Origin of the sequence: Paenibacillus sp. F411 (assembly GCF_017582705.1) — a bacterium.
GTDB lineage: Bacteria > Bacillota > Bacilli > Paenibacillales > Paenibacillaceae > Paenibacillus_AQ > Paenibacillus_AQ algicola.
In genome coordinates this window covers 48,354-67,781 of the sequence record NZ_JAGFIP010000010.1, presented here as the reverse complement: position 1 = coordinate 67,781, position 19,428 = coordinate 48,354, and the positions used below count along the sequence as shown (strand labels likewise).

The following is a 19,428-nucleotide window of genomic DNA, read 5'->3' as shown; positions in this document are numbered from 1 at the left end:
CCCTGCCCTTCATGCACCTAGTATTAGGACACACTCCCTTTAGCCTGTTAAGCTTTCGGGTGAATCATCTCCTCCGGACGAACATATTGATCAAACTCCTCCTCCGTCAGCAGCCCGCTGGCGAGCGCGGCTTCTTTGAGCGTCGTTCCTTGCTGATGTGCCTGCTTCGCGATGGCTGCCGCATTCTCGTACCCGATATGCGGGTTAAGCGCGGTAACCAGCATCAGCGAGCGCTCCATATTAGAGCGCAGCACCTCCAGATTCGCTTCAATACCGACCGCACAGTTCTCATTGAAGGAATTCATGCCATCAGCCAGCAGCCGTGCAGATTGCAGGAAGTTATAAATAATGACCGGCTTGAACACGTTCAGCTCAAAATTCCCCTGGCTCGCGGCAAAACCAATCGCGGCATCATTGCCCATCACCTGACACACGATCATGGTCAGCGCCTCGCTCTGTGTCGGGTTGACCTTGCCTGGCATAATAGAGCTACCCGGCTCGTTCGCGGGGATCGTTAACTCGCCAATGCCGGAGCGCGGGCCGCTTGAAAGCCAGCGGACATCATTCGCGATTTTCATCAGATCAGACGCCAGCGCCTTCATCGCCCCGTGCGCAAATACCAGCTCATCGTGGCTGGTCAGGGCGTGGAACTTGTTCTCCGCGCTGGAGAAGCTCTTACCCATGGCCGAGCTGATTTCTGCCGCTGTTTTGGCGCCGAATTCCGGGTGTGCATTGATGCCGGTTCCGACCGCCGTGCCCCCGATGGCCAGCTCCCGCATCGGCTCTGCAGCGGAAGCGATCATGAGCTCGCACTTCTCCAGCATGCGGTGCCAGCCGCTGATCTCCTGGCCTAGCGTAAGCGGCGTGGCGTCCTGCAGGTGGGTGCGTCCGATTTTGATAAGATCCATATATTCGTCGCTCTTGACCTTAAACGTATGCTTGAGCTTCTGCAGCGCTGGCAGGACATGATCCTCGACCGCTGCAAGCGCCGCCATATGCATCGCCGTCGGAAACGTATCGTTCGAGCTCTGCGACTTGTTCACATCATCATTAGGGTGAATGGTGCTGGCACTGCCCCGCTCCTTCAGCAGCTGATTGCCTCGGGCCGCGAGCACCTCGTTCATATTCATGTTGGATTGCGTGCCGCTGCCCGTCTGCCACACCACCAGCGGAAAATGGCTGTCCCATTTGCCAGCCAGCACCTCATCTGCCGCGTCGGCGATAGCCTGGGCCTTATCCTCATCCAGCTTACCCAGCTGGCGGTTCGCCAGCGCTGCGCTTTTCTTCAGGACGGCAAAAGCATGGACGATCTCCATCGGCATGATTTCCGTTCCGATCTTGAAATTCTCCAGGCTGCGCTGCGTCTGGGCCGCCCACAGCTTGTCAGCCGGCACCTTCATCTCACCCAGGGTATCCTTTTCTATTCGATAGTCCATCTAAATTCCTCCTTTAGTGTGCGCTCGGGCCAAGGCCGTGACAACGCTTCAACCATGTATTTACCCTATTATTGCATATTTCCCTGCTCAAATAAAAAAAGAGCCCGCAAGGGCGCAGGCTGCGTTAGGCGCAAGACCGCGGACCGGGTGGCGGGCGGCGAGGTCGGTTTTTCGCGTTCGTTTGCTCCAGAACCGCCACAGCGACGCATCGAGGTCGGTTTTTCGCATTCGTTTGCTCCAGAACCGCCGCAGCGCCGCATCGGGTTCGGTTTTTCGTGTTCGTTTGCTCCAGAACCGCCGCAGCGTCGCATTGAGTTCGGTTTTTCACGTTCGTTTGCTTCACAACCGCCACAGCGCCGCATCGAGGTCGGTTTTTCGCCTTCGTTTGCTCCAGAACCGCCACAGCGCCGCATCAAGTTCGGTTTTTCGCACTCGTTTGCTCCAGAACCGCCACAGCGACGCATTGAGTTCGGTTTTTCGCGTTCGTTTGCTTCACAACCGCCACAGCGCCGCATTGAGTTCGGTTTTTCGCACTCGTTTGCTCCACAACCGCCACAGCGTCGCATTGAGTTCGGTTTTTCGCGTTCGTTTACTCCACAACCGCCACAGCGCCGCATCGAGGTCGGTTTTTCGCCTTCGTTTGCTCCAGAACCGCCACAGCGTCGCATCGAGGTCGGTTTTTCGCGTTCGTTTGGCGCGGGGGCGGACGGCGGCGGCATTGAGTTCGGTTTTTCGCATTCGTTTGGCGCGGGGGCGGACGGCGGCAGCATCGAGGTCGGTTTTTCGCATTCGTTTGGCGCGGGGGGCGGGCGGCGGCGGCATTGAGGTCGGTTTTTCGCATTCGTTTGGCGCAGGGACGGACGGCGGCAGCATCGAGGTCGGTTTTTCGCGTTCGTTTAGCGCGTGAGCGGACGGCGGCGGCTTGCCGCTAACCCTGCCCGGATGAAATGAGCTCAAGATTTGCAGTATAATAAATGTGGACCAGGATTTTAGGCGAAATAGGCTGTAATAAGCATAAACCGAGGAGGAATGCACATGCTAGTGGTTACGAACACGATCAAGGTTACGCCGGGCTACGGCAAGGAGCTGTCGCAGCGGTTTGCTCAGAACAAGGGCGTTCAGAATATGCCGGGATTTATCCGTCTCGAGGTATGGCATGAGGCGAAGGAAGGCCAGGATTATGAAGAGCTGAAGGTGTGCACGGTCTGGGAGAACGAGGACGCCTTTAAAGGCTGGACCTCCAGCGAGTCCTTCCGACAGGCGCATCGTGGCGGGGGCAGCGAGCATATGCTGGGCGCGTCCTTGAATAAATACGAGCTGCTGGTCAGCCATCCTCCGGTTCAATAACGAAGGGCATTACCGAACCTGATATGTCAGAGATTGTGCATAAAAATCCTGCCTGGCTCATACCATGGCGGGCTTTTTTGCGTGATTAAACAGGGTTTTTTATATTTTGCAGCAATTCATCAGGGATTCATCCGAACAGACATTATTTCAGCTCAAAAAGCGCATAGGATCAAGGATTTCTCGGATTTCAGAGTGTCCCCATCAGACTTTTTTGGGAATTCGATAGGAAACTTTTATGAGCTGTGTAAACTTCATGTTAAGTATAAACAATGTATCCATCTGCCTATACATTATCCCTCACCTGGACATGCTATGTCAGAAGGATGCCCCTCCTTGCGGCAATTCTCCTTCAGAAGGAGCGTGAGACTTCCATGGAAAGCACCCGTCAGTTCGTCAACAAGATGAATGAAAATGCTGAGAAAGCCCGTCGTAACAAGGAAAACAATGGCAAGGGCACTCCTTCCGCCAAGCTCCCGACCAAGCAGCATGGCAACAATCCTTAAAGCATTTCGCGAACATGAAGACGGCTCGTTCAACGAGCCGTCTTGCTTGCATTATATGACATACAGTTTGTATTTTACACCATATGCATATATGTGTTTTAGTGCAAATAATAATCTAAAATATATAAATTACAGCTTGCATCAGTCCCTTATTTTCGTAAAATACAACGTAATACATAAATATGAGTGAGGTGGACGTGTACATGAATTTGACATCCGAGATTACACAGGATGCGGTCTCTTATGTAACATCCGTATTTGAAACCGTACAGCAGCGCAATCCGAATGAGCCAGAATTTCATCAAGCCGTAAAAGAAATCGTGGACTCGCTCGTTCCCGTTTTCTCAAGACATCCTAAATACCAGGAGGCAGGTATTCTGGAACGTCTCGTAGAGCCAGAGCGTGTCATTTCTTTCCGTGTTCCATGGGTTGACGATCAGGGCAAGGTGCATGTGAACCGCGGCTTCCGGGTACAATTCAACAGTGCAATCGGTCCTTATAAAGGCGGTCTTCGTTTTCATCCTTCCGTGAACGCCAGCATTATCAAGTTCCTCGGCTTCGAGCAGATTCTAAAAAACTCCCTGACCGGCCTGCCGATCGGCGGCGGTAAAGGCGGCTCGGATTTTGATCCGAAGGGCAAATCGGACAATGAAATTATGCGTTTTTGCCAAAGCTTTATGACTGAGCTTTACAAATATATCGGTCCGGACAGTGACGTTCCGGCTGGCGATATCGGTGTAGGCGCACGTGAGATCGGTTTCATGTTCGGGCAGTACAAGCGCATCCGCGGCGGTAATGAGGCTGGCGTACTGACAGGTAAAGGCTTGAACTATGGCGGCAGTCTGGGCCGTCCGGAAGCTACCGGATACGGCTGCGTCTATTTTGTGGAGGAAATGCTGAAATCCAAGGGTACCAGCTTCCAGGGCAAGACCGTTGTCGTGTCCGGCTCCGGCAACGTATCCACGTTTGCGATCCAGAAAGCCCAGCAGCTTGGCGCTAAAGTCGTAGCCTGCAGTGATTCCGGCGGCTACATTTACGATCCGGAGGGCATCTGCCTGGATACGCTTCGCCAAATTAAGGAAGTGGAGCGCAAGCGGATCAGCGAGTACGTTCAGCACCGTCCGTCTGCGGTATATTCCGAAGGCTGGCAGGGGATCTGGAACCTGCCTTGTGAAATCGCATTGCCATGCGCAACCCAGAACGAGATCAACGAAGCGGCAGCCGCAGCTCTGATTGCGAATGGCGTCATCGCGATCGGTGAAGGTGCCAACATGCCTTCCACCCTTGGCGCCATCGACTTGTTCCTGAGCAATAACGTACTGTTTGGACCTGCCAAGGCTGCCAATGCCGGCGGCGTGGCTGTATCTGCTCTGGAAATGTCCCAGAACTCCATGAGACTGTCCTGGACCTTTGAAGAGGTGGACGGCAAGCTGCATGAGATCATGAAGAACATCTATAACAGCAGCGTGAAGGCAGCTCAAGAGTACGACTGCCCGGGCAACCTTGTCGTGGGCGCAAATATTGCCGGCTTCCTGAAGGTCGCAGACGCCATGCTCGCTCAAGGCGTCGTATAATTCCATTCCATATCTCTACATTATCCTTCATTCATGCCGGAGTGCTGCACGCACTCCCATGACCATAGAGAGGCCCCGGAAAGATCCAGCGATCTTCCTGGGGCCTCTTCTTGTTATAGCTGTACAAGAAAGGAATCCTGCAGCCTGCCTCGCTGCGTCTCTTCCTAAAAAATATCCATGCTCAAATACCGTTCACCGGTATCCGGCGCAATGCAGACGACTCTTTTCCCCGGACCAAGCTTACGGGCTACACGCAAGGCCGCAAACACGGAGGCACCTGAAGAGGGTCCGACCAGGATGCCTTCTTTACGGGCCAGATCTCTTACCGTCTGCAGCGCGTCCTCGTCGGCAATCTGAATAATTTCATCATATACATGGGTATTCAATATGGCCGGCACGAACCCCGGGCTCGTTCCCACCAGCTTGTGCGGCCCTGGCTCTCCGCCCGACAGCACGGGCGAGCCCTGCGGCTCCACGACCGCAATATGCAGATCCGGCAGATGCCGGCGCAGCTCCTCTCCTGTGCCCGTGACCGTACCGCCTGTACCGGCTGTGGCGACAAAGGCGTCCAGCCGCCCTTCCATCTGCTGCAGGATCTCCGGTGCTGTCGTGACGCGGTGAACATCCGGATTGGCGCGGTTCTCGAACTGCTGGGGAATGAAGGACCCCGGAATCTGTTCCTTTAGCTCCTGGGCCTTTGCAATGGCACCCGGCATCCGCTGGCTGCTCGGGGTCAGCACGACCTCCGCTCCGTAAGCCTTCAAAATGTTAATCCGCTCTTTGGACATATTATCCGGCATGATCAGAATCGCCCGATAGCCTTTGGCTGCAGCAATCATTGCCAGGCCGATCCCTGTATTGCCGCTGGTCGGCTCGATAATAGTGCCGCCCGGCGTGAGCCAGCCCTGCTCCTCTGCTGTCCGAATGAGGTTGGACGCCGCTCTGTCCTTGACACTTCCTGACGGATTGAACATCTCCAGCTTCACATATACCTCGGCGCTATCTTCAGGCAGCATGCGTCCGAGGCGTACCATGGGCGTGCCGCCGATCATTTCGGCTACATTATTATATACCTTCACAGCCTTCAGCTCCTTATCATTGATGATCATGAACAAAAAGAAGGACGGACGCTTCATCAGCTCCGCCTCTCTATCATATCATTCTTATCGGATCAGTCCACATTAATGATGGGCCAGATCCAGATGCTTCATGACGCGCTCCCGTACCGCAACAAAGTCTGCACCGTTCCGGTTACGCGGGCGGGGCATCGACAGCTTGATCTGCTCTACAATCCGGCCGGGACGCGGGCTCATCACATAGACCGTGTCCGCCAGGTAGATCGCCTCGTCGATATCGTGGGTGATGAGCAGCACCGTTTTGCCGGTGCCTTCCCAGAGGGTGAGCAGTTCATTTTGCATGGAAATTTTCGTAATGGCATCCAGCGCTCCGAACGGCTCGTCCAGCAGCAGCACCTCCGGGTCCGTAACCAGTGCCCGGGCGATGGCCGCCCGCTGCCGCATGCCGCCGGATAGCTGATGAGGATAATACTTCTGGAAGCCGGTCAATCCGACCTTGGCAAGCACCTCATCCACGCGCTGGCTGCGCTCCTTCTTCCGCATTCCTGCAAGCTCCAGGCCAAAGGCCACGTTGTCCGCAACCGTCCGCCACGGATATAAGGCATGCTCCTGAAAAATAAGCATTCGGCTGGGATCCGGCTTCTCAATGTCTGCCTCGTTCGCCGTAACGGCTCCGCTGCCCGGAGACTCGAGCCCGGCAATCATCCGCAGCACCGTGCTCTTTCCGCATCCGGAGGGTCCGACAATGGCTGCGAACTCCCCTTTTGCGATGCTAAAGTCCACCTGCTCCAGCACACGGAGTGAGCCAAAGGATTTGGATACATTCTTAATATCTATATTCTGCAGCTTAATCCTCTCCTCCCGGTTTGACATAACGGTAACGAAGCAGCCGCTTCTTGAGGCCCTCCAGCAGTACGAGATCCAGCACCGCTGCGATGGAGCCGATAATAATGATGCTCATCAGTACACCTTCCATGTCCGCCACCTCACCGCGCCACTTGGAGTAGAAGCCGAGGCCCGCCATGGCGCCTCCCACCATCTCTGCCGCGATCAGCGAGCGCCAAGCGTTGCCGAAGGCTACCTGAGCGCCGGTTACGAATGCCGGAAGCGATTCCGGCGCAAACACCTTGGATAGCAGCTGGCCCCGGCTCGCGCCCATGACCCGCGCCAGCTCCAGATGCGTCCGGTTGACCCCCTCTGTCGCGTTCAGTACGGACAAAGCCATGGGGAAGAAGCTCGCAATAATAATAACGGTAATAATCGTCTTGCTGCCGAAGCCGAGCAGGATGACGAAGAACGGCACCCAGGTGATCGGCGGAATCGCCTGTAAAATGGAAATCAGGCTGCGGAGATATACAGCAAAGCCCCGGGACACCCCGCCGATCAAGCCCAGCAGCGCTCCGAACAGACAGGCCAGCGGATACCCCCATAGTAAGCGGAACAGGCTGTCTCCAATATGACCCATAAATTCCGGGTCTTGAATACTGTCAAATAAACGGACAAAGACATCCGGCACATCCGGCAGCAGAAACGACGGCAGGAATAGGGCCGTAATCTGCCAAATCGCCAAAAGGCTTCCGACTGCAAGCAGATACGGAAGCACTTTACGCCAGAAGGAGCCGGATGCAGTACGGCTGCGAGTTGTTTTACGCGGGGCAGGTATCATCCGAAGCTCTCCTTTTTCATTATGATCATATCACTGCTGTTACTGCTTACTGCTTCTGCTGCTCATTCTGCCAGCTCAGATCAATCAATTCTTCCACATTTACATCTGTTTCCAGCACGCCTTGCTCTTTCATCATATCGGAAATTTCCTGCATACGTGTAATCTGGTCCGGGGTAATATCCCAGTTGAACACCTGCGTCTCGATCGCCTGCTTGATCACGTCCACGGATTCTACTGTTCCGCCGTGATGGGAATCCATCGTGTCGCCTTCCACAAAATGCTTCATAATAAGGCCTGCGGATTTCACCGGCTCCTCCTGCAGCATTTCGATCGCTTCCTTCTGGGCATCCAGTAGCTTGTTTACAGCGTCACGGTTGTTGTCCAGGTTCTCGTCGGTCGTGATGACGACCATACAAGGAAACGGCCACACTTTGCCGATCTCATAAATTTGCTTCGCGCCCATCGTATGGGAGGCGATGCTGTCGTAAGGCTCAAACACAAACGCCGCATCCACAGCACCCGAGGACAGAGACTGGATCGCCTGTGCAGGATCTACGTAAACCATTTGCAAATCCTGGCTCGTCAGGCCCGCTTCCTTCAGCACCACACCGTTCAGTACAATATCAGCCGTGCTGCCCTGACCCTGGGAGGCCAGCTTCTTGCCCTTCAGGTCCTCAATCTTGGCAATGCTGCTGTCTTCCTTCACCAATACGCTGTGAAAGCCCAGCTGAGCTCCGCCTACAACCTTTACGCCGGCTCCCTTCGACGCCCAGGAAACCGCGTTCGTAAAGCCCAGCACGCCGGCATCCACCTGCTTGCCTACCATCGCCTTGATCAGATCCGTTCCACTCTTGAACTTCTGCATGGTGACATTCAGCCCGTGCTTCTCGTACAGCTTCGCTTCATAAGCGAGCATCGCCTGTGCATCATCCATAACATTTAAATATCCGACGACAAAATCAGTCTTTCCCTCTCCTGCACCGCTGGCTTCACCACTCTTGGCGTCATTCCCGCAGGCAGTCATTGCCAATAATGCCACTAGCAGCAGACCTATGGTCAGCCCTTTCAATCTCCGGGCATGGGTTCTCATCATAACTTCCTCCTCTAATATAATCCCTAGAAACACACTAGGATTATAAGGATTTTAATCACTTCTTGTCAATCCTATATTTTTTATCCCCCCGCGCAGCGCTTTCATCGCCGTTACAAGAATTTATGTAGAAAAGACCATATCACCGCGCAATGGCTCTATGCTATGCTGAACCTATATAGCCGGCGCTGCAAGCCTGGCCGCAGCATCCGGTGCCATTCCAGAAGAAGGAGGCTGTACCATGTCGGATTTGAATGTTTTGCAGGAGGAGGCGGGTCCGATTCTGCTCCTGGATCGAAGCGGTGACCTGCAGCGAAGAGATGTCCTGAACGCCTTTGCGCTGGATGAGCTGCTGTGCAGACAGACGGGGGCCGGAGGGCCGGCTATCTGCCATATCTGGAGGCATCCCGGCGCTCTCGTCATGGGCGTTCGCGACAGCCGGCTTCCCGGCGCCGCGGCTGCATCCCGAAGCATCCGGAAGCTCGGCTATGACGTTGCTGTCCGGCACTCCGGCGGTGCAGCCGTACCGCTGGATCCCGGCGTTGTCAATGTCTCACTGATCGTTCCTTTGAGCAGCGGCCCGGGGCAGGGCGACTTCCAGCCGGCCTTCCACCGGATGGCCGGGCTCATCGAGCAGGCACTCCGCGGAACCGGCCGCCAGGTCAGGGCAGGCGAAATTGCCGGCGCCTTCTGCCCCGGCGCTTTTGACCTCAGCATCTCCGGGCAGAAGTTCTGCGGCATCGCCCAGCGCCGCCAGAGCAAAGCGCTGATCGTGCAGGCGTTCATTATTGCGGAAGGGTCGGGAGGAAATCGGGCCGACCTTGTGCGCGCCTTCTATGAGGAAGCCGCCGGCGACACGCCGCCAGAGCTTTATCCCAAGGTCACGAGAGAATCCACGGCCAGCCTGCAGGAGCTCACCTCACTTGGTGCCCTGGCGGTGCCTGAGCTAATCCGGCTCCTGAAGGAGACGGTGCGTATGCAGCAGCAGTCCTTCAGCCCCGAGGCCATGGACGCCGCAGCAGCCGCCCTGCGCCTGCCGCGGGAGGAAGAGGTCGCGGCCATGACCCAGACGCTGCGGCAGCGGTATACCTCTTAATACCGAACCAAGACACGCTTCAAAAACCCTGCAAGGCGCATAGGCACGCCCTGCAGGGTTTTTGAGGTAACCGCTTGTTTTTAGAGACTGGCCTGATGCTCCCGGTCACGCTCCACCCGGCCATACGTGACCTCAGCGCCTTCTGTCGGGGCCGCCCAATGTACGGCGTTCTGGATCACCTGCATCACTTCCGGCTGATGATAGGTCGGAAAGGTTTCGTGTCCGGGACGGAAATAGAAGATTTTGCCCGTGCCTCTCCGGTAGCAGCAGCCGCTGCGAAACACCTCGCCGCCCTCAAACCAGGAGATGAACACCAGCTCATCCGGTGCCGGAATTTCAAATCGCTCGCCGTACATCTCTTCCTTCTCAATCTCGATGAAATCACTCAAGCCGTTCGCGATGGGATGACCCGGCTCTACCACCCAGAGCTTCTCCCGCTCACCGTCATCCCGCCACTTCAGAGACGGGGTATTCGTCCCCAGCAGCTCCGTGAAGATCTTCGCGCCGTGGCCAGAGTGAAGCACGATCAGCCCCATTCCGTCCAGTACGCGCTGCTGTACTTTTTCAACGATATCATCCTGTACCTCGTCATGCGCCTTATGGCCCCACCAGATCAGTACATCCGTGTTGTCCAGCACCTCCTCGCTCAGACCATGCTGCGGCTCATCCAGCACCGCGGTCCGTACCTTAAGTCTGCTGTCCTTGCGAAGATAGCCGGCAATGGCTTCATGAAGCCCATTCGGATAAATGCTGTGTACCTGCGGATTCTGCTTCTCATGCCGATATTCATTCCATACTGTCACCTGAATGTCATTCATGCTTGAGCTCTCCCTTCCGTTGCATCCAAAGCTACCTATTATAAATAAAGCTCCCGCCCTAGAACCAATGCTTCCCTCGTGCTCCAAAACCTGATGTTACCCATTACCCCAATCCCCGCTCCAAGACGCTGCAATCCCGAGACGTTGTGACCTGTATGTGATCAACACGATAAGAAAACGTTTTCACCATTTCCATTGCTTTAGCAGGGTGATTATTTTACAATTTTACAAAGGTCTACATCCAATGAACGGTGTGATTACAGGGGGGAATTCCATGAAATGGAGCCATTTCAAATCCAAGCTGCTGGTGAAATATACACTTTCTTATATCGCTATCTTTCTGATTCCCTTGGTCATCCTGACTTTTTTCATATATCAAAATGCGGTCGATACCCTCCGTTCAGAAATTGAACAAAGCAATGCCAATCAGCTGAACCAGGCCAAGATTATTATTGATAACGGCATTAAGGAGCTGCAGGAGGTCGCCTCCCGCATATCGTATGATGATCAGCTGACCAGCTACCTGGTCCATCATCCTTATTACAGCCGTGAAGCCATTGATGCCCTGAACCAATATAAGGCTGTCAACTCGCTCGCGGATGAGATTTTTCTGTTCTTTCGGGGCGATGACCGCATTTATTCTTCCCGGGGCAAAGAGCATCTGGACGTCTTTACGGAGCATTACCGCTTTCAGACCTGGAAGAAAAAAGACCTCATCTGGGATCTGAACACCGCCATGTATCCGCAGATTCGCCCCGCCGAGCAGGTCGATCAGGGGGTGCGCTCTTATGAGTCCATGCTGGCTTATCTCGTGCCGATCACCCCGAGCAGCACGAATCCCCATGGGACGGTCATGTTCCTCATGAACGAATCCAATTTGACTAACCTGATTGAATCGATCCTCAGTGATTACCAGGGCAGCACGTTTATTTACAACGAGGAGGGGCAGGTGCTTGCCGCCAGCTACCGGGGGGAGAAAATCACACCGCAGGACACCGCCGCCCTGTCGAAGCTGGAGCCGGGAACGCATCATGTAACCGTGAACCGCGAGCCCCATTCCGTCGTGTCCGTGCGCTCGGAGAGCGGCTGGACCTACGTTGCCGCCATGCCGAGCAGCCAGTTCTCGAATCGGATTGTACATATCCAGTCATTCTTTCTTCTCATCTTCTCCATGGTGGTGGTGATCGGAACCGTGCTTGCCGTCATCCTCGCCCGGCGGCAGTATCATCCGATCTCCGACCTGCTTGAATTTGTGCGGAGTAATGCGTCTGAGGAAAGCTCGCCCCCGGGCAATGAGTTGGAGTGGATCAAGAATACCCTGCGTGAATTCAGCCAGCAGATCGATCTGCAGGAGCCGTATGCCAGAGACCATGCCCTGCTCGTCATGCTGAAGCATGGACAAACGGATGAGCTGACCCGCGAGTTCAAGGAGAAGCTCGGCATAAGGTTCTATCAATCCCATTATTTCGTCGTATGTATGGGCTGGAACCGTCGCAATGCGGAAGACCCGGACCGCCCCGACCGGGAGCCTGTGCTGCAGGTCGTCAGTGAGGTGAATTTCCCTTCATACTCTGCTCATGCCTACGGCCTGGAGCTGCCGCAGCCCAACCAGCTCGCGATGATTATCGGCTTCGATCTCGTCCCTTCGCGGGGAGGAACGGTACAAGAGCATACCCAATCCATCGTGGCTGCCCTGCGCGACCTCATTATGGAGGAGACGCATCTGATTCCGGCGATCGGCGTAGGCAGAGTGTATGAAGGCTCAGAGCAGCTGAATCAGTCCTATATTGAGGCTTCGACCGCTTATGAGGCATCGATTTTGCATGGAGAAGGCGGAACGACCTTTTTCGAGGCCTTGTCCGAAACGCCGGATGCTTCCTTCTGGGTGCCCAAGGATGTGCTGCTGAAGCTGGTACAGAGCTTGAAGCAAGGGAGCTACGATGTAGCCGCCCAGATGGTCACGACCGCGCTGTGCAATCTGAAGCAGGAGAAGCCCTCCGTGCCGCTCATGCGCTGTATTTGCTTTGATATCCTCAATACAATGCTGAAGACGGCTTCCGAGCTCGGCATTCATCATGTCATTTCCCAGATTCCGAAGCTCACCTCCTTCGACACGCTGGAGGAGCTGGAGAAGAAGCTGCTGGGTCTGGCTGCAGAAATATGCGAGCAGGTGCAGGAGAAGAGTGATACCGAGGAGAGCTCCCTGATGGAGCAGATCATTGCTTATATCGAAGATAATTATACAGATTACGACCTCAGCCTGGGGTCCATTTCGTCCAAGTATTCCATCTCCACCTCTTATTTCAGCCGGTATTTCAAGGAAAAGGTCGGCATCAATTTCTCGCAGTATATCTGGCAAAAGCGCATGGACGAAGTCATCCGGCTGCTGCTGCATACGAGCGACCCGCTAAAGGACATCATCACGCGAGTCGGCTATCTCGATACGCCAAACTTTATCCGCAAGTTCAAGAAGGAAACCGGTCTCACACCGGGCCAGTACCGCAAAATCCATAGCCCCGATGCACCACCTCCCGATGAGGAGGACGATGAGGAGACCGGGACGTAGCTCCGTTGATTTTTGGGACAAGCTGCGTCTTCAATTAAAAAGACCGCCCCCGATCATTCGGAGGCGGCCCTGTTCGATTAACTCTTCAATCCTTCATGCAACGCATGCAGCAGGCGTCCGGTCCGGTCGCAGCTGTACTCCCAGAACATAATTCCCGCCAGGTCCTGCTCCTGCACGAACCGGCATTTATGTCGGATGGATTCCTCGTCGTCATAAGAGATCAGGCGGGAGCCGTTGAACAGATAAGGTGCGCAGGCCTCTTCATCCCAGTACCGGACATACCCGTTGTGATCAATATACTCTCCGGCCAGCGTTGTAAAATCCGGGCCATAGCCGCCGGTGCTCTCTGCGATCTGATGCAGGCCGTGGTTGCGGTCAGGCACCCCGTTCCATACCCGGGAGTAAAAGGCTGCGCCAATCACCATCTTCTCCTTCGGCACTCCGGCCTGGTGAAACAGCCTGACGGAGGCTTCCACGCTGATGCGGAACAAATCTCCGGTCGGGGTGAACAGATTGCTGTGATGGCCGGTCAGCACCTGAAATCCGCCCCGCATGTCATAGGTCATCAGCTGCACGAAGTCCAGGTACTGCTGAACCTGCTCCATCTCTGTCCCGTCAACATAATACTGATCCGCTCCAGCAGCAATGGTCAGCAGATAGTGGCGGCCGTCCTGCGCGCCCTTCTGATCCAGCGCCTCACGCATTCTTTTCAGAAGCAGCGTGAAGTTCTGCTTATCCTCTGGCCTAGACTCAATATCAGCCTCGCCATAGCACGGATATTCCCAGTCCAGGTCAATGCCGTCAAACGGCAGCTCCTCCAGCGCCCGTACAGCCGACGCCGCCATGGCCTCTCTACCGTGTGTCGTGGACGCGGCCTCAGAGAATCCTCCGGCGCTCCATCCGCCGACGGACAGCAGTAAGGTCAGATGCGGGTGAGCTGCTTTTATATCTTGAATACAGGACGTATTCTTCAAATGACGGATTGTAATTTCATCGTTTTTGACATGGCCGAACGCCACATTCAGGTGGGTCAGCTTCTGCAGATCCTCGGGAGTGATGTCTGCCAGCACATGGTCTGACGCATAGCCTGCAGCAATATAGGTGTGGGACATCCTGCTTCCTCCTTATTAATTGTTATGACAGCCCGAGCTGGAGCAGCGTCTTCAGCGCTTCCTTGCCCATTCCAATCTTATAGCCGGAAGCCGTATAGCGGATGCGGCACTGGGCATCTACTGCAAAAAGATGCGGGTATCCCGCTTCACCAGCCAAAGAGGAGCCGATGAAATCCGGCAAGCCTTCCTCTCCCGCCGCCGCAAATACAATTCCTTCCGGCAGCTCGGGATTCGGGACGAGCGAGAAGGCGGATGCCCATTCCGGCTTCATCAGCATAATCACCGGAATGCCGTACTGCTCGATGGACTCCGCCAGCTCCCCCCATTCGCGCAGCAGATGCTTGCTCGGCTCCCGCTCCGGCTCCAGCCACGCGACCAGCGCCCCGGCTGTCCCCAGCCTGTCACCCAGCGCCGTGACTTCGTGGTCTGCGAGGCTGCTCAGCATAAGGTCATGATCCAGCGCACCAAGGATCGGAATTCCTTCCTGCACGCTGCGGAAGGATAGCACGGCCTCCGTGGTTTGCCCTGCTACCACCGTGGTATAGCTCAGGCGAATATGGACGGTGCCATCCTTCATGCGCACCCCTGTCGTCAAGCGGTAAGCGCCCGGCTCCACCTCGAACGGTTCATCGTAAACGTCACTTTTGCCGTAAGGAAACACTAGCGTCTTATAGACGCCATGCTCCAGCCGCGCAAGGGTAAAGCTCTGCGCATAGGCGGCTGAAGGCGCCCCCGCCCCGGCATCAGGGTCCCGCAGCAGCTGCAGCCTTCCCCATTCTCCGGCCGGCTCCTTCCTGGTCGCCTGCCTGCAGAAGATGGCATTGCACCAGCGCCCGTCTTGATAATACTGCGGCTTCTGCTCGCTTGGATGCAGTCTCGCCGGGATGCCAAGGCTTCGAGCAGCAGCGACAAAGAGGATGGACAGCGACAGCTCATCCCCGCTGTGCAGTCGGAAGGTGCCCAGCGGATTGCCCCGGCCCTTCAGGTTCGGCAGGTCTTCCCGGTACGTGTACCCTTTCTCCAGCCTGTCTGCAAGCTCTGACGGAGCACCCCGGAACTCTTCGCGTTCCTCCGGCGTGAAGCTTTCCGAAATTTCACGCCGATACGGCACAATCATCTCGTGCAGCACTCGCGGACATAGTACGTATGCCTGAAACCATGCTTCAGCATACTGCTCTGCATAGGGAAGCGCTCCCTCCAGATGATCCTGAAGCACCGGGCTGAATGTGTCGATCAAATCCTTCTCGTTCAGGCTTTCCAGCAGCAGCAGCGGCCACTGTCCTTCTTCGGCCGGCCGGCGGCGCAGAAACGCGGACATCTCATAGCCGTTGCCTCTCGCCTTCTTCAGCACCTCCCATACCCGCTCTTGCGGCAGCCCTTTCTCCCGTGCCAGGTCTTCCGCTTCCTGCGGTCCCGGAAAAGTAGCTTCATAGGCCTCCCGCAGCGCCGTGCCTGCCGCAAGCCTTTCCTGATGACGCTGCAGCTGTTCCTGACTGAGGAGCGGCGGCTGCTTCCCTTCCAGCTCCGGCGGAGGCACCAGGTCCAGCTCCACGCTGCCCTGCGGGGGAGCGGATGTATTCAGTACCAGCGTCATCGTCCCGAAATCTACCGGGGTATTCTTCACCTCGTGCCATACGCCACCCTTCACGGCGCGGATGATGAGATCACCATAGCCCGTCTTAAAGCGTGCCCGGCCCTGCTCATCACTTTTCAGAATGGCAATGGGGTACAGCTCCGCCATATTGTAAAGCTCAAAGCGGACATCTGCTCCTTGTACCGGGCGTCCCTTCTCATCCTGCACCTGAACCTCTATGGTGCGCGCAGGCGCGTAATTTTCCAGCACATTGATCTCTGTATACGCATCCTCCGTCAGCGTAATGTCCTCCGGACCGGGATAATGCGAGAACACGCGGTTGTTAATCAGCATCGCCCGCCTTGCCGGCGGCCCGAACCATCCTTCATTCAGGCTGGCCTCCGGCTCACAGGCTCCGATGAAGTACCACTCCCCATCCGCCCAGGCCTCTACCCAGGCATGATTGTCATCGCAGTGGGCCCAGCGCGGCGTATAGATCTGGCGGGCGGGAATGCCGATACTGCGCAGCGCGGACACGGCCAGCGTCGATTCCTCTCCGCAGCGGCCGCGCGCCGCGCGCAGCGTCGTCAGGGGCGAGGCTGTCCGCAGGTCCGAGCCGATGTAGGTGGCTTTTTCGTGGCACCAGTAGTTCGTCTCCAGAATAGCCTCCTTCATCGACAGCCGCGACGTCCGCTCCGCCAGCTCGCCGTGCAGTAGGCCGCGGCTGTTCTCAATATGTTCCGTATTCACGCGGTATGGCAGCACGAAATGCAGAAACAGCGGATCCGGCACACGCTCCCCCCAAGGCACGCTCTTGCGGATCCGCAGCGTCTGGCGGACATGGCTCAGAAACAGAGCGCCGTCATAATCAGCCATATCATTGATTGGCATATAGGCGTACAGATAGGTCAGCGCCCAAAGCTCCTCCTCACTCAGGTCCTGATCAAACACACCGAACAGGTCTCCCTCCCGCGGGCCTGCCGCAAGCCGCTTCTGCGCAAGCCTTGTACGCAGGCGCACTTGATCCTCCTCACGTAACGAAAATACCGATGTCAAAGCTTCACTCATGTGACGCGCTCCTCTCTCCATAGTCTGCCATCCTCACGGATACACAGCACTGCACTTCCGTCCGCTGCCGCTGCCGTAATCTGAAACAGGCTCCGGGTCGTCTCGATCAGCGGATCGATCACCCACTTCTCTCCCTGCATCAGCAGCAGCGCATCATCACAGAAGCAGCCCTGTGCTTCGTAATAATTCCGCTGGCGATAGTACAGCTTGCGCAGCTCCCATTTAATCCTTTCATCTGCGGGCAGCGAGAATTCCGCCAAATCTCCTTCTCCTTCAAACATGACGTACCCCCACAGCTCGGGATAATGCATATTAATGATGCCCTGCGGGGACCAGACCCAGTTATCCTCAGGATACGGCTTGCCGGTCTCCGGGTTCACCGTCTTCCGGTATTGTCCATCTACGATGTCCACACGCCACTGGACGCGCGAGAAGTTCACTCTCCAGAACTCTCCCGGCCCCGGCACACGGCCCTCTGCAGCGCATTCGCGGAGACTGGTCCACGGAATAGCGACCTCCACGCTCCACATCCGGTTATCCGCCGCCGGGTTGTTCAGCTCCCCTTCAATATGTACGGCCGTCCTCAGACCGCTCAGATCCCAGCTGTTGACCGGCGGGCCGCCATCCCGGTAAGGCTTGACCAGCAGCAGGTCCCAGACCGTGTTCAGCGCATTGATCTCAAACTCGTAATACTGATGAGTGTCACCGTCCGGATCGATGAAGATTTCAAAGTCATTGTCATAAAAAATGACCGAATCCCGCTCCGTCAGCGTAGCCCAGATTTCGTCCTCCTCCAGCTGTGCCCCGACATAGAAATACCGGTCATCCCACAGCATCTTGACCCGGGTCTCTTTGGCAGGTCTTGGCCGCAGATCTCCTTCAATGTCTACAAAAGGCTCTGTCCATGCGGCACGGCTCCAGAACGGCTTATCCAGCCGTCCGTCCAGCTCCAGGGGCCCGCCGGCCCGCCGGCAAATATAATGCTTCGGTGCAAAATCGATACTCGGCTCCGGTACTCCGCTTCTATTCATATCCATCTCCTTTACACCACCCGGAATACGTGCGCAATCGGCGCTGCGCCTCGGGCTTCTTCTTCCGGAAGCGTGACCGTAATGCCGCTTTCGGTGCTGCGGAATGCCAGACCCTCAGCGCCGCCCACGAGATCCACCGCGGTAAAGCCGCTTGAGAGCGGCAAATGCACCTCATGCGGCACCGTCTCACCCTCGCCGTACAAGCGGAAGACATAGATGATTCCGGATTTCTGCACCAAAAAGGTCCGATCCTCGAAATACGGCGCACATAGTCGGGTGCCATAGATGGCTTCTCCGTACACGTTCAGCCAGGCACCCAGCCCCTGAATGCGCTCGATCGCTGTTTCAGACAGACGCCCGTCCGGCTGCGGCCCGACATTCAGCGCGAGGTTTCCGCCCTTGGCGACCACCTCTACGAGCAGATGCACCAGCTTCCGGACCGACTTGTATTTGTCCTCATAACGGAACGAGAAGGAGGTGCCCAGCGTAATGCAGCTTTCCCATGGCACGTGAATAGCATGATCCGGTAGCGTCTGCTCCGGTGTAATCAGGTTCTCGTAGGGTCCCCCGACCGTGCGGTCTGCTGACAACAGCCACGGCTGGAGCTGGCGCGCCTTGTCCACGACCTCCCCGAGACGGATATTCTGGTCGCGGTAATCGTTCACCCACCCTGCATCCAGCCACAGCACATCAATGCGGCCATAATTCGTCATCAGCTCCAAAATCTGCTCATGCGTGAACTGAACGAACTGCTCCCACAGCCACGGATATTCCTTCGGATCATAGCTGGGTCCGCGGGACGTGGCGTTTCCGTGTTTCATGCCCGGTGTCCAGTAATAGGGCGTATGCCAGTCCGCTTTGGAGAAATAGGCGGAAATGCCGAGTCCCCGGGCGCGGAATGCGTTGAACACATTTTTGGTAATATCAGCGTATTTGTGCGTGTGGAAGGGACAGTCCCGGCCCGTAATCCGGTAATCCGTCGTCTGTGTATCCCACATGCAGAACCCGTCATGGTGCTTGGTCGTGAAATTCAAATATTTAAAGCCGTTAGCCTGAGCAAGGTCCGCCCACAGCTCCGGCTGGAAGCGGATCGGATTAAACGTCTTGTTCAGGTCAAAATACTGCCGCTTCAGCTCTGTGCTGTCGACCTCCCAGTCCACGCCGTCGCGTGACCAGTCGCCGTCCGCATCGCTCAGTGCCCAGGATTCAACCAGCCCCAGCTGGGAATAAGGTCCCCAGTGCATCATCAAGCCGAGCTTCTGGTCCTTGAACCACTCCAGCCGCTCCAGCAGCAACGGGTCCTCCGGCTTCACCCAATGCTCTTCACTCGTGTAATTGTGCATGCCGTCTTCAATCATATCCTGCTCTGCTTGTACTGGATTGTCGCTCATGTCCTGCCTCCCGTATCCTCTGATAAAAATAGAAGCCAACCCCCGATCCCAACAAGGGATCGGAATATGTTGGCTTTGTTC

The 19,428-nt window shown here is 56.1% G+C and carries 16 protein-coding genes; 6 read left to right on the top strand and 10 right to left on the bottom strand.

The genetic code is table 11. The features are described from left to right. Positions 1-47: 47 nt before the first annotated feature. On the bottom strand, positions 48-1,436 hold the full coding sequence (fumC, locus tag JJQ72_RS11910; RefSeq protein ID WP_138227364.1) for a class II fumarate hydratase: 1,389 nt from the start codon (positions 1,434-1,436) through the stop codon (positions 48-50). A gap of 54 nt (positions 1,437-1,490) precedes the next feature. On the opposite strand from fumC, the gene JJQ72_RS11905 reads away from it, so the two are divergent. The 4 genes from JJQ72_RS11905 (at position 1,491) to gdhA (ending at position 4,860) form a co-directional block, all read left to right on the top strand. Further along, a complete protein-coding gene (locus tag JJQ72_RS11905) occupies positions 1,491-2,261 on the top strand; it encodes a hypothetical protein (protein ID WP_208203805.1) in 771 nt (256 codons plus the stop codon). A gap of 210 nt (positions 2,262-2,471) precedes the next feature. Next, a complete protein-coding gene (locus JJQ72_RS11900) occupies positions 2,472-2,783 on the top strand; it encodes an antibiotic biosynthesis monooxygenase (RefSeq protein WP_208203804.1) in 312 nt (103 codons plus the stop codon). A 371-nt stretch (positions 2,784-3,154) separates the two neighbouring features. Beyond that, complete coding sequence (locus JJQ72_RS11895) at positions 3,155-3,286, top strand: DUF4023 family protein (protein ID WP_208203803.1); 132 nt, start codon at positions 3,155-3,157, stop codon at positions 3,284-3,286. Positions 3,287-3,489: 203 nt separating this feature from the next. Then, on the top strand, positions 3,490-4,860 hold the full coding sequence (gene gdhA, locus JJQ72_RS11890; RefSeq protein ID WP_138227368.1) for an NADP-specific glutamate dehydrogenase: 1,371 nt from the start codon (positions 3,490-3,492) through the stop codon (positions 4,858-4,860). Positions 4,861-5,024: 164 nt separating this feature from the next. Here the strand turns inward: gdhA and cysK are convergent, their stop codons facing one another. The 4 genes from cysK to JJQ72_RS11870 all read right to left on the bottom strand — a co-directional run bounded on the left by cysK (position 5,025) and on the right by JJQ72_RS11870 (position 8,695). Further along, positions 5,025-5,939 carry a cysteine synthase A gene (cysK, locus tag JJQ72_RS11885; RefSeq protein ID WP_138227918.1) on the bottom strand — a complete coding sequence of 305 codons (915 nt, stop codon included), beginning with the start codon at positions 5,937-5,939 and terminating at the stop codon, positions 5,025-5,027. 102 nt (positions 5,940-6,041) lie between these two features. Beyond that, positions 6,042-6,809, bottom strand: a complete 768-nt coding sequence (locus tag JJQ72_RS11880; RefSeq protein ID WP_243896044.1) for an ABC transporter ATP-binding protein — start codon at positions 6,807-6,809, stop codon at positions 6,042-6,044. After that, the gene (locus JJQ72_RS11875) at positions 6,784-7,602 is read right to left on the bottom strand and encodes an ABC transporter permease (protein WP_138227369.1); all 819 of its coding nucleotides are present in this window, start codon (positions 7,600-7,602) and stop codon (positions 6,784-6,786) included. The genes JJQ72_RS11880 and JJQ72_RS11875 overlap by 26 nt, the downstream gene beginning before the upstream one ends. A gap of 46 nt (positions 7,603-7,648) precedes the next feature. Then, positions 7,649-8,695, bottom strand: a complete 1,047-nt coding sequence (locus JJQ72_RS11870; RefSeq protein ID WP_208203802.1) for an ABC transporter substrate-binding protein — start codon at positions 8,693-8,695, stop codon at positions 7,649-7,651. A 238-nt stretch (positions 8,696-8,933) separates the two neighbouring features. Here JJQ72_RS11870 and JJQ72_RS11865 point away from each other — a divergent pair, with 238 nt between their 5' ends. Further along, positions 8,934-9,788 carry a lipoate--protein ligase family protein gene (locus tag JJQ72_RS11865; protein ID WP_138227371.1) on the top strand — a complete coding sequence of 285 codons (855 nt, stop codon included), beginning with the start codon at positions 8,934-8,936 and terminating at the stop codon, positions 9,786-9,788. Positions 9,789-9,868: 80 nt separating this feature from the next. Here JJQ72_RS11865 and JJQ72_RS11860 read toward each other — a convergent pair whose 3' ends face one another. Further along, positions 9,869-10,606: a ThuA domain-containing protein gene (locus JJQ72_RS11860; RefSeq protein ID WP_208203801.1), complete on the bottom strand. Its 738-nt coding sequence runs from the start codon at positions 10,604-10,606 to the stop codon at positions 9,869-9,871. Between the two features lie 274 nt (positions 10,607-10,880). Here JJQ72_RS11860 and JJQ72_RS11855 point away from each other — a divergent pair, with 274 nt between their 5' ends. Beyond that, positions 10,881-13,172 (top strand): helix-turn-helix domain-containing protein, encoded by a 2,292-nt coding sequence (locus JJQ72_RS11855; protein ID WP_208203800.1) that lies wholly within the window; start codon positions 10,881-10,883, stop codon positions 13,170-13,172. Positions 13,173-13,249: 77 nt separating this feature from the next. Here JJQ72_RS11855 and JJQ72_RS11850 read toward each other — a convergent pair whose 3' ends face one another. The 4 genes from JJQ72_RS11850 to JJQ72_RS11835 are packed head-to-tail and all read right to left on the bottom strand — an operon-like array spanning position 13,250 to position 19,347. Then, entirely contained in the window at positions 13,250-14,284 is a 1,035-nt protein-coding gene (locus tag JJQ72_RS11850) for a glycoside hydrolase family 18 protein (protein ID WP_208203799.1), read from the bottom strand. A 22-nt stretch (positions 14,285-14,306) separates the two neighbouring features. Further along, positions 14,307-16,925, bottom strand: coding sequence for a transglutaminase domain-containing protein (locus tag JJQ72_RS11845; protein WP_208203798.1), 2,619 nt, complete (start codon positions 16,923-16,925; stop codon positions 14,307-14,309). After that, positions 16,922-17,956 (bottom strand): carbohydrate-binding family 9-like protein, encoded by a 1,035-nt coding sequence (locus tag JJQ72_RS11840; protein WP_208203797.1) that lies wholly within the window; start codon positions 17,954-17,956, stop codon positions 16,922-16,924. The genes JJQ72_RS11845 and JJQ72_RS11840 overlap by 4 nt, the downstream gene beginning before the upstream one ends. Positions 17,957-17,967: 11 nt before the next feature. Further along, a complete protein-coding gene (locus tag JJQ72_RS11835) occupies positions 17,968-19,347 on the bottom strand; it encodes an alpha-L-fucosidase (RefSeq protein WP_208203796.1) in 1,380 nt (459 codons plus the stop codon). Between the last annotated feature and the right edge of the window lie 81 nt (positions 19,348-19,428).

What these genes read in the sequence shown, in the direction of transcription:
- fumC (WP_138227364.1), bottom strand. Translation starts at nt 1,436, where the DNA reads ATGGACTATCGAATAGAAAAGGATACCCTGGGTGAGATGAAGGTGCCG.
- JJQ72_RS11905 (WP_208203805.1), top strand. Translation starts at nt 1,491, where the DNA reads ATGTATTTACCCTATTATTGCATATTTCCCTGCTCAAATAAAAAAAGA.
- JJQ72_RS11900 (WP_208203804.1), top strand. Translation starts at nt 2,472, where the DNA reads ATGCTAGTGGTTACGAACACGATCAAGGTTACGCCGGGCTACGGCAAG.
- JJQ72_RS11895 (WP_208203803.1), top strand. Translation starts at nt 3,155, where the DNA reads ATGGAAAGCACCCGTCAGTTCGTCAACAAGATGAATGAAAATGCTGAG.
- gdhA (WP_138227368.1), top strand. Translation starts at nt 3,490, where the DNA reads ATGAATTTGACATCCGAGATTACACAGGATGCGGTCTCTTATGTAACA.
- JJQ72_RS11880 (WP_243896044.1), bottom strand. Translation starts at nt 6,809, where the DNA reads ATGTCAAACCGGGAGGAGAGGATTAAGCTGCAGAATATAGATATTAAG.
- JJQ72_RS11875 (WP_138227369.1), bottom strand. Translation starts at nt 7,602, where the DNA reads ATGATACCTGCCCCGCGTAAAACAACTCGCAGCCGTACTGCATCCGGC.
- JJQ72_RS11870 (WP_208203802.1), bottom strand. Translation starts at nt 8,695, where the DNA reads ATGATGAGAACCCATGCCCGGAGATTGAAAGGGCTGACCATAGGTCTG.
- JJQ72_RS11865 (WP_138227371.1), top strand. Translation starts at nt 8,934, where the DNA reads ATGTCGGATTTGAATGTTTTGCAGGAGGAGGCGGGTCCGATTCTGCTC.
- JJQ72_RS11860 (WP_208203801.1), bottom strand. Translation starts at nt 10,606, where the DNA reads ATGAATGACATTCAGGTGACAGTATGGAATGAATATCGGCATGAGAAG.
- JJQ72_RS11855 (WP_208203800.1), top strand. Translation starts at nt 10,881, where the DNA reads ATGAAATGGAGCCATTTCAAATCCAAGCTGCTGGTGAAATATACACTT.
- JJQ72_RS11850 (WP_208203799.1), bottom strand. Translation starts at nt 14,284, where the DNA reads ATGTCCCACACCTATATTGCTGCAGGCTATGCGTCAGACCATGTGCTG.
- JJQ72_RS11845 (WP_208203798.1), bottom strand. Translation starts at nt 16,925, where the DNA reads ATGAGTGAAGCTTTGACATCGGTATTTTCGTTACGTGAGGAGGATCAA.
- JJQ72_RS11840 (WP_208203797.1), bottom strand. Translation starts at nt 17,956, where the DNA reads ATGAATAGAAGCGGAGTACCGGAGCCGAGTATCGATTTTGCACCGAAG.
- JJQ72_RS11835 (WP_208203796.1), bottom strand. Translation starts at nt 19,347, where the DNA reads ATGAGCGACAATCCAGTACAAGCAGAGCAGGATATGATTGAAGACGGC.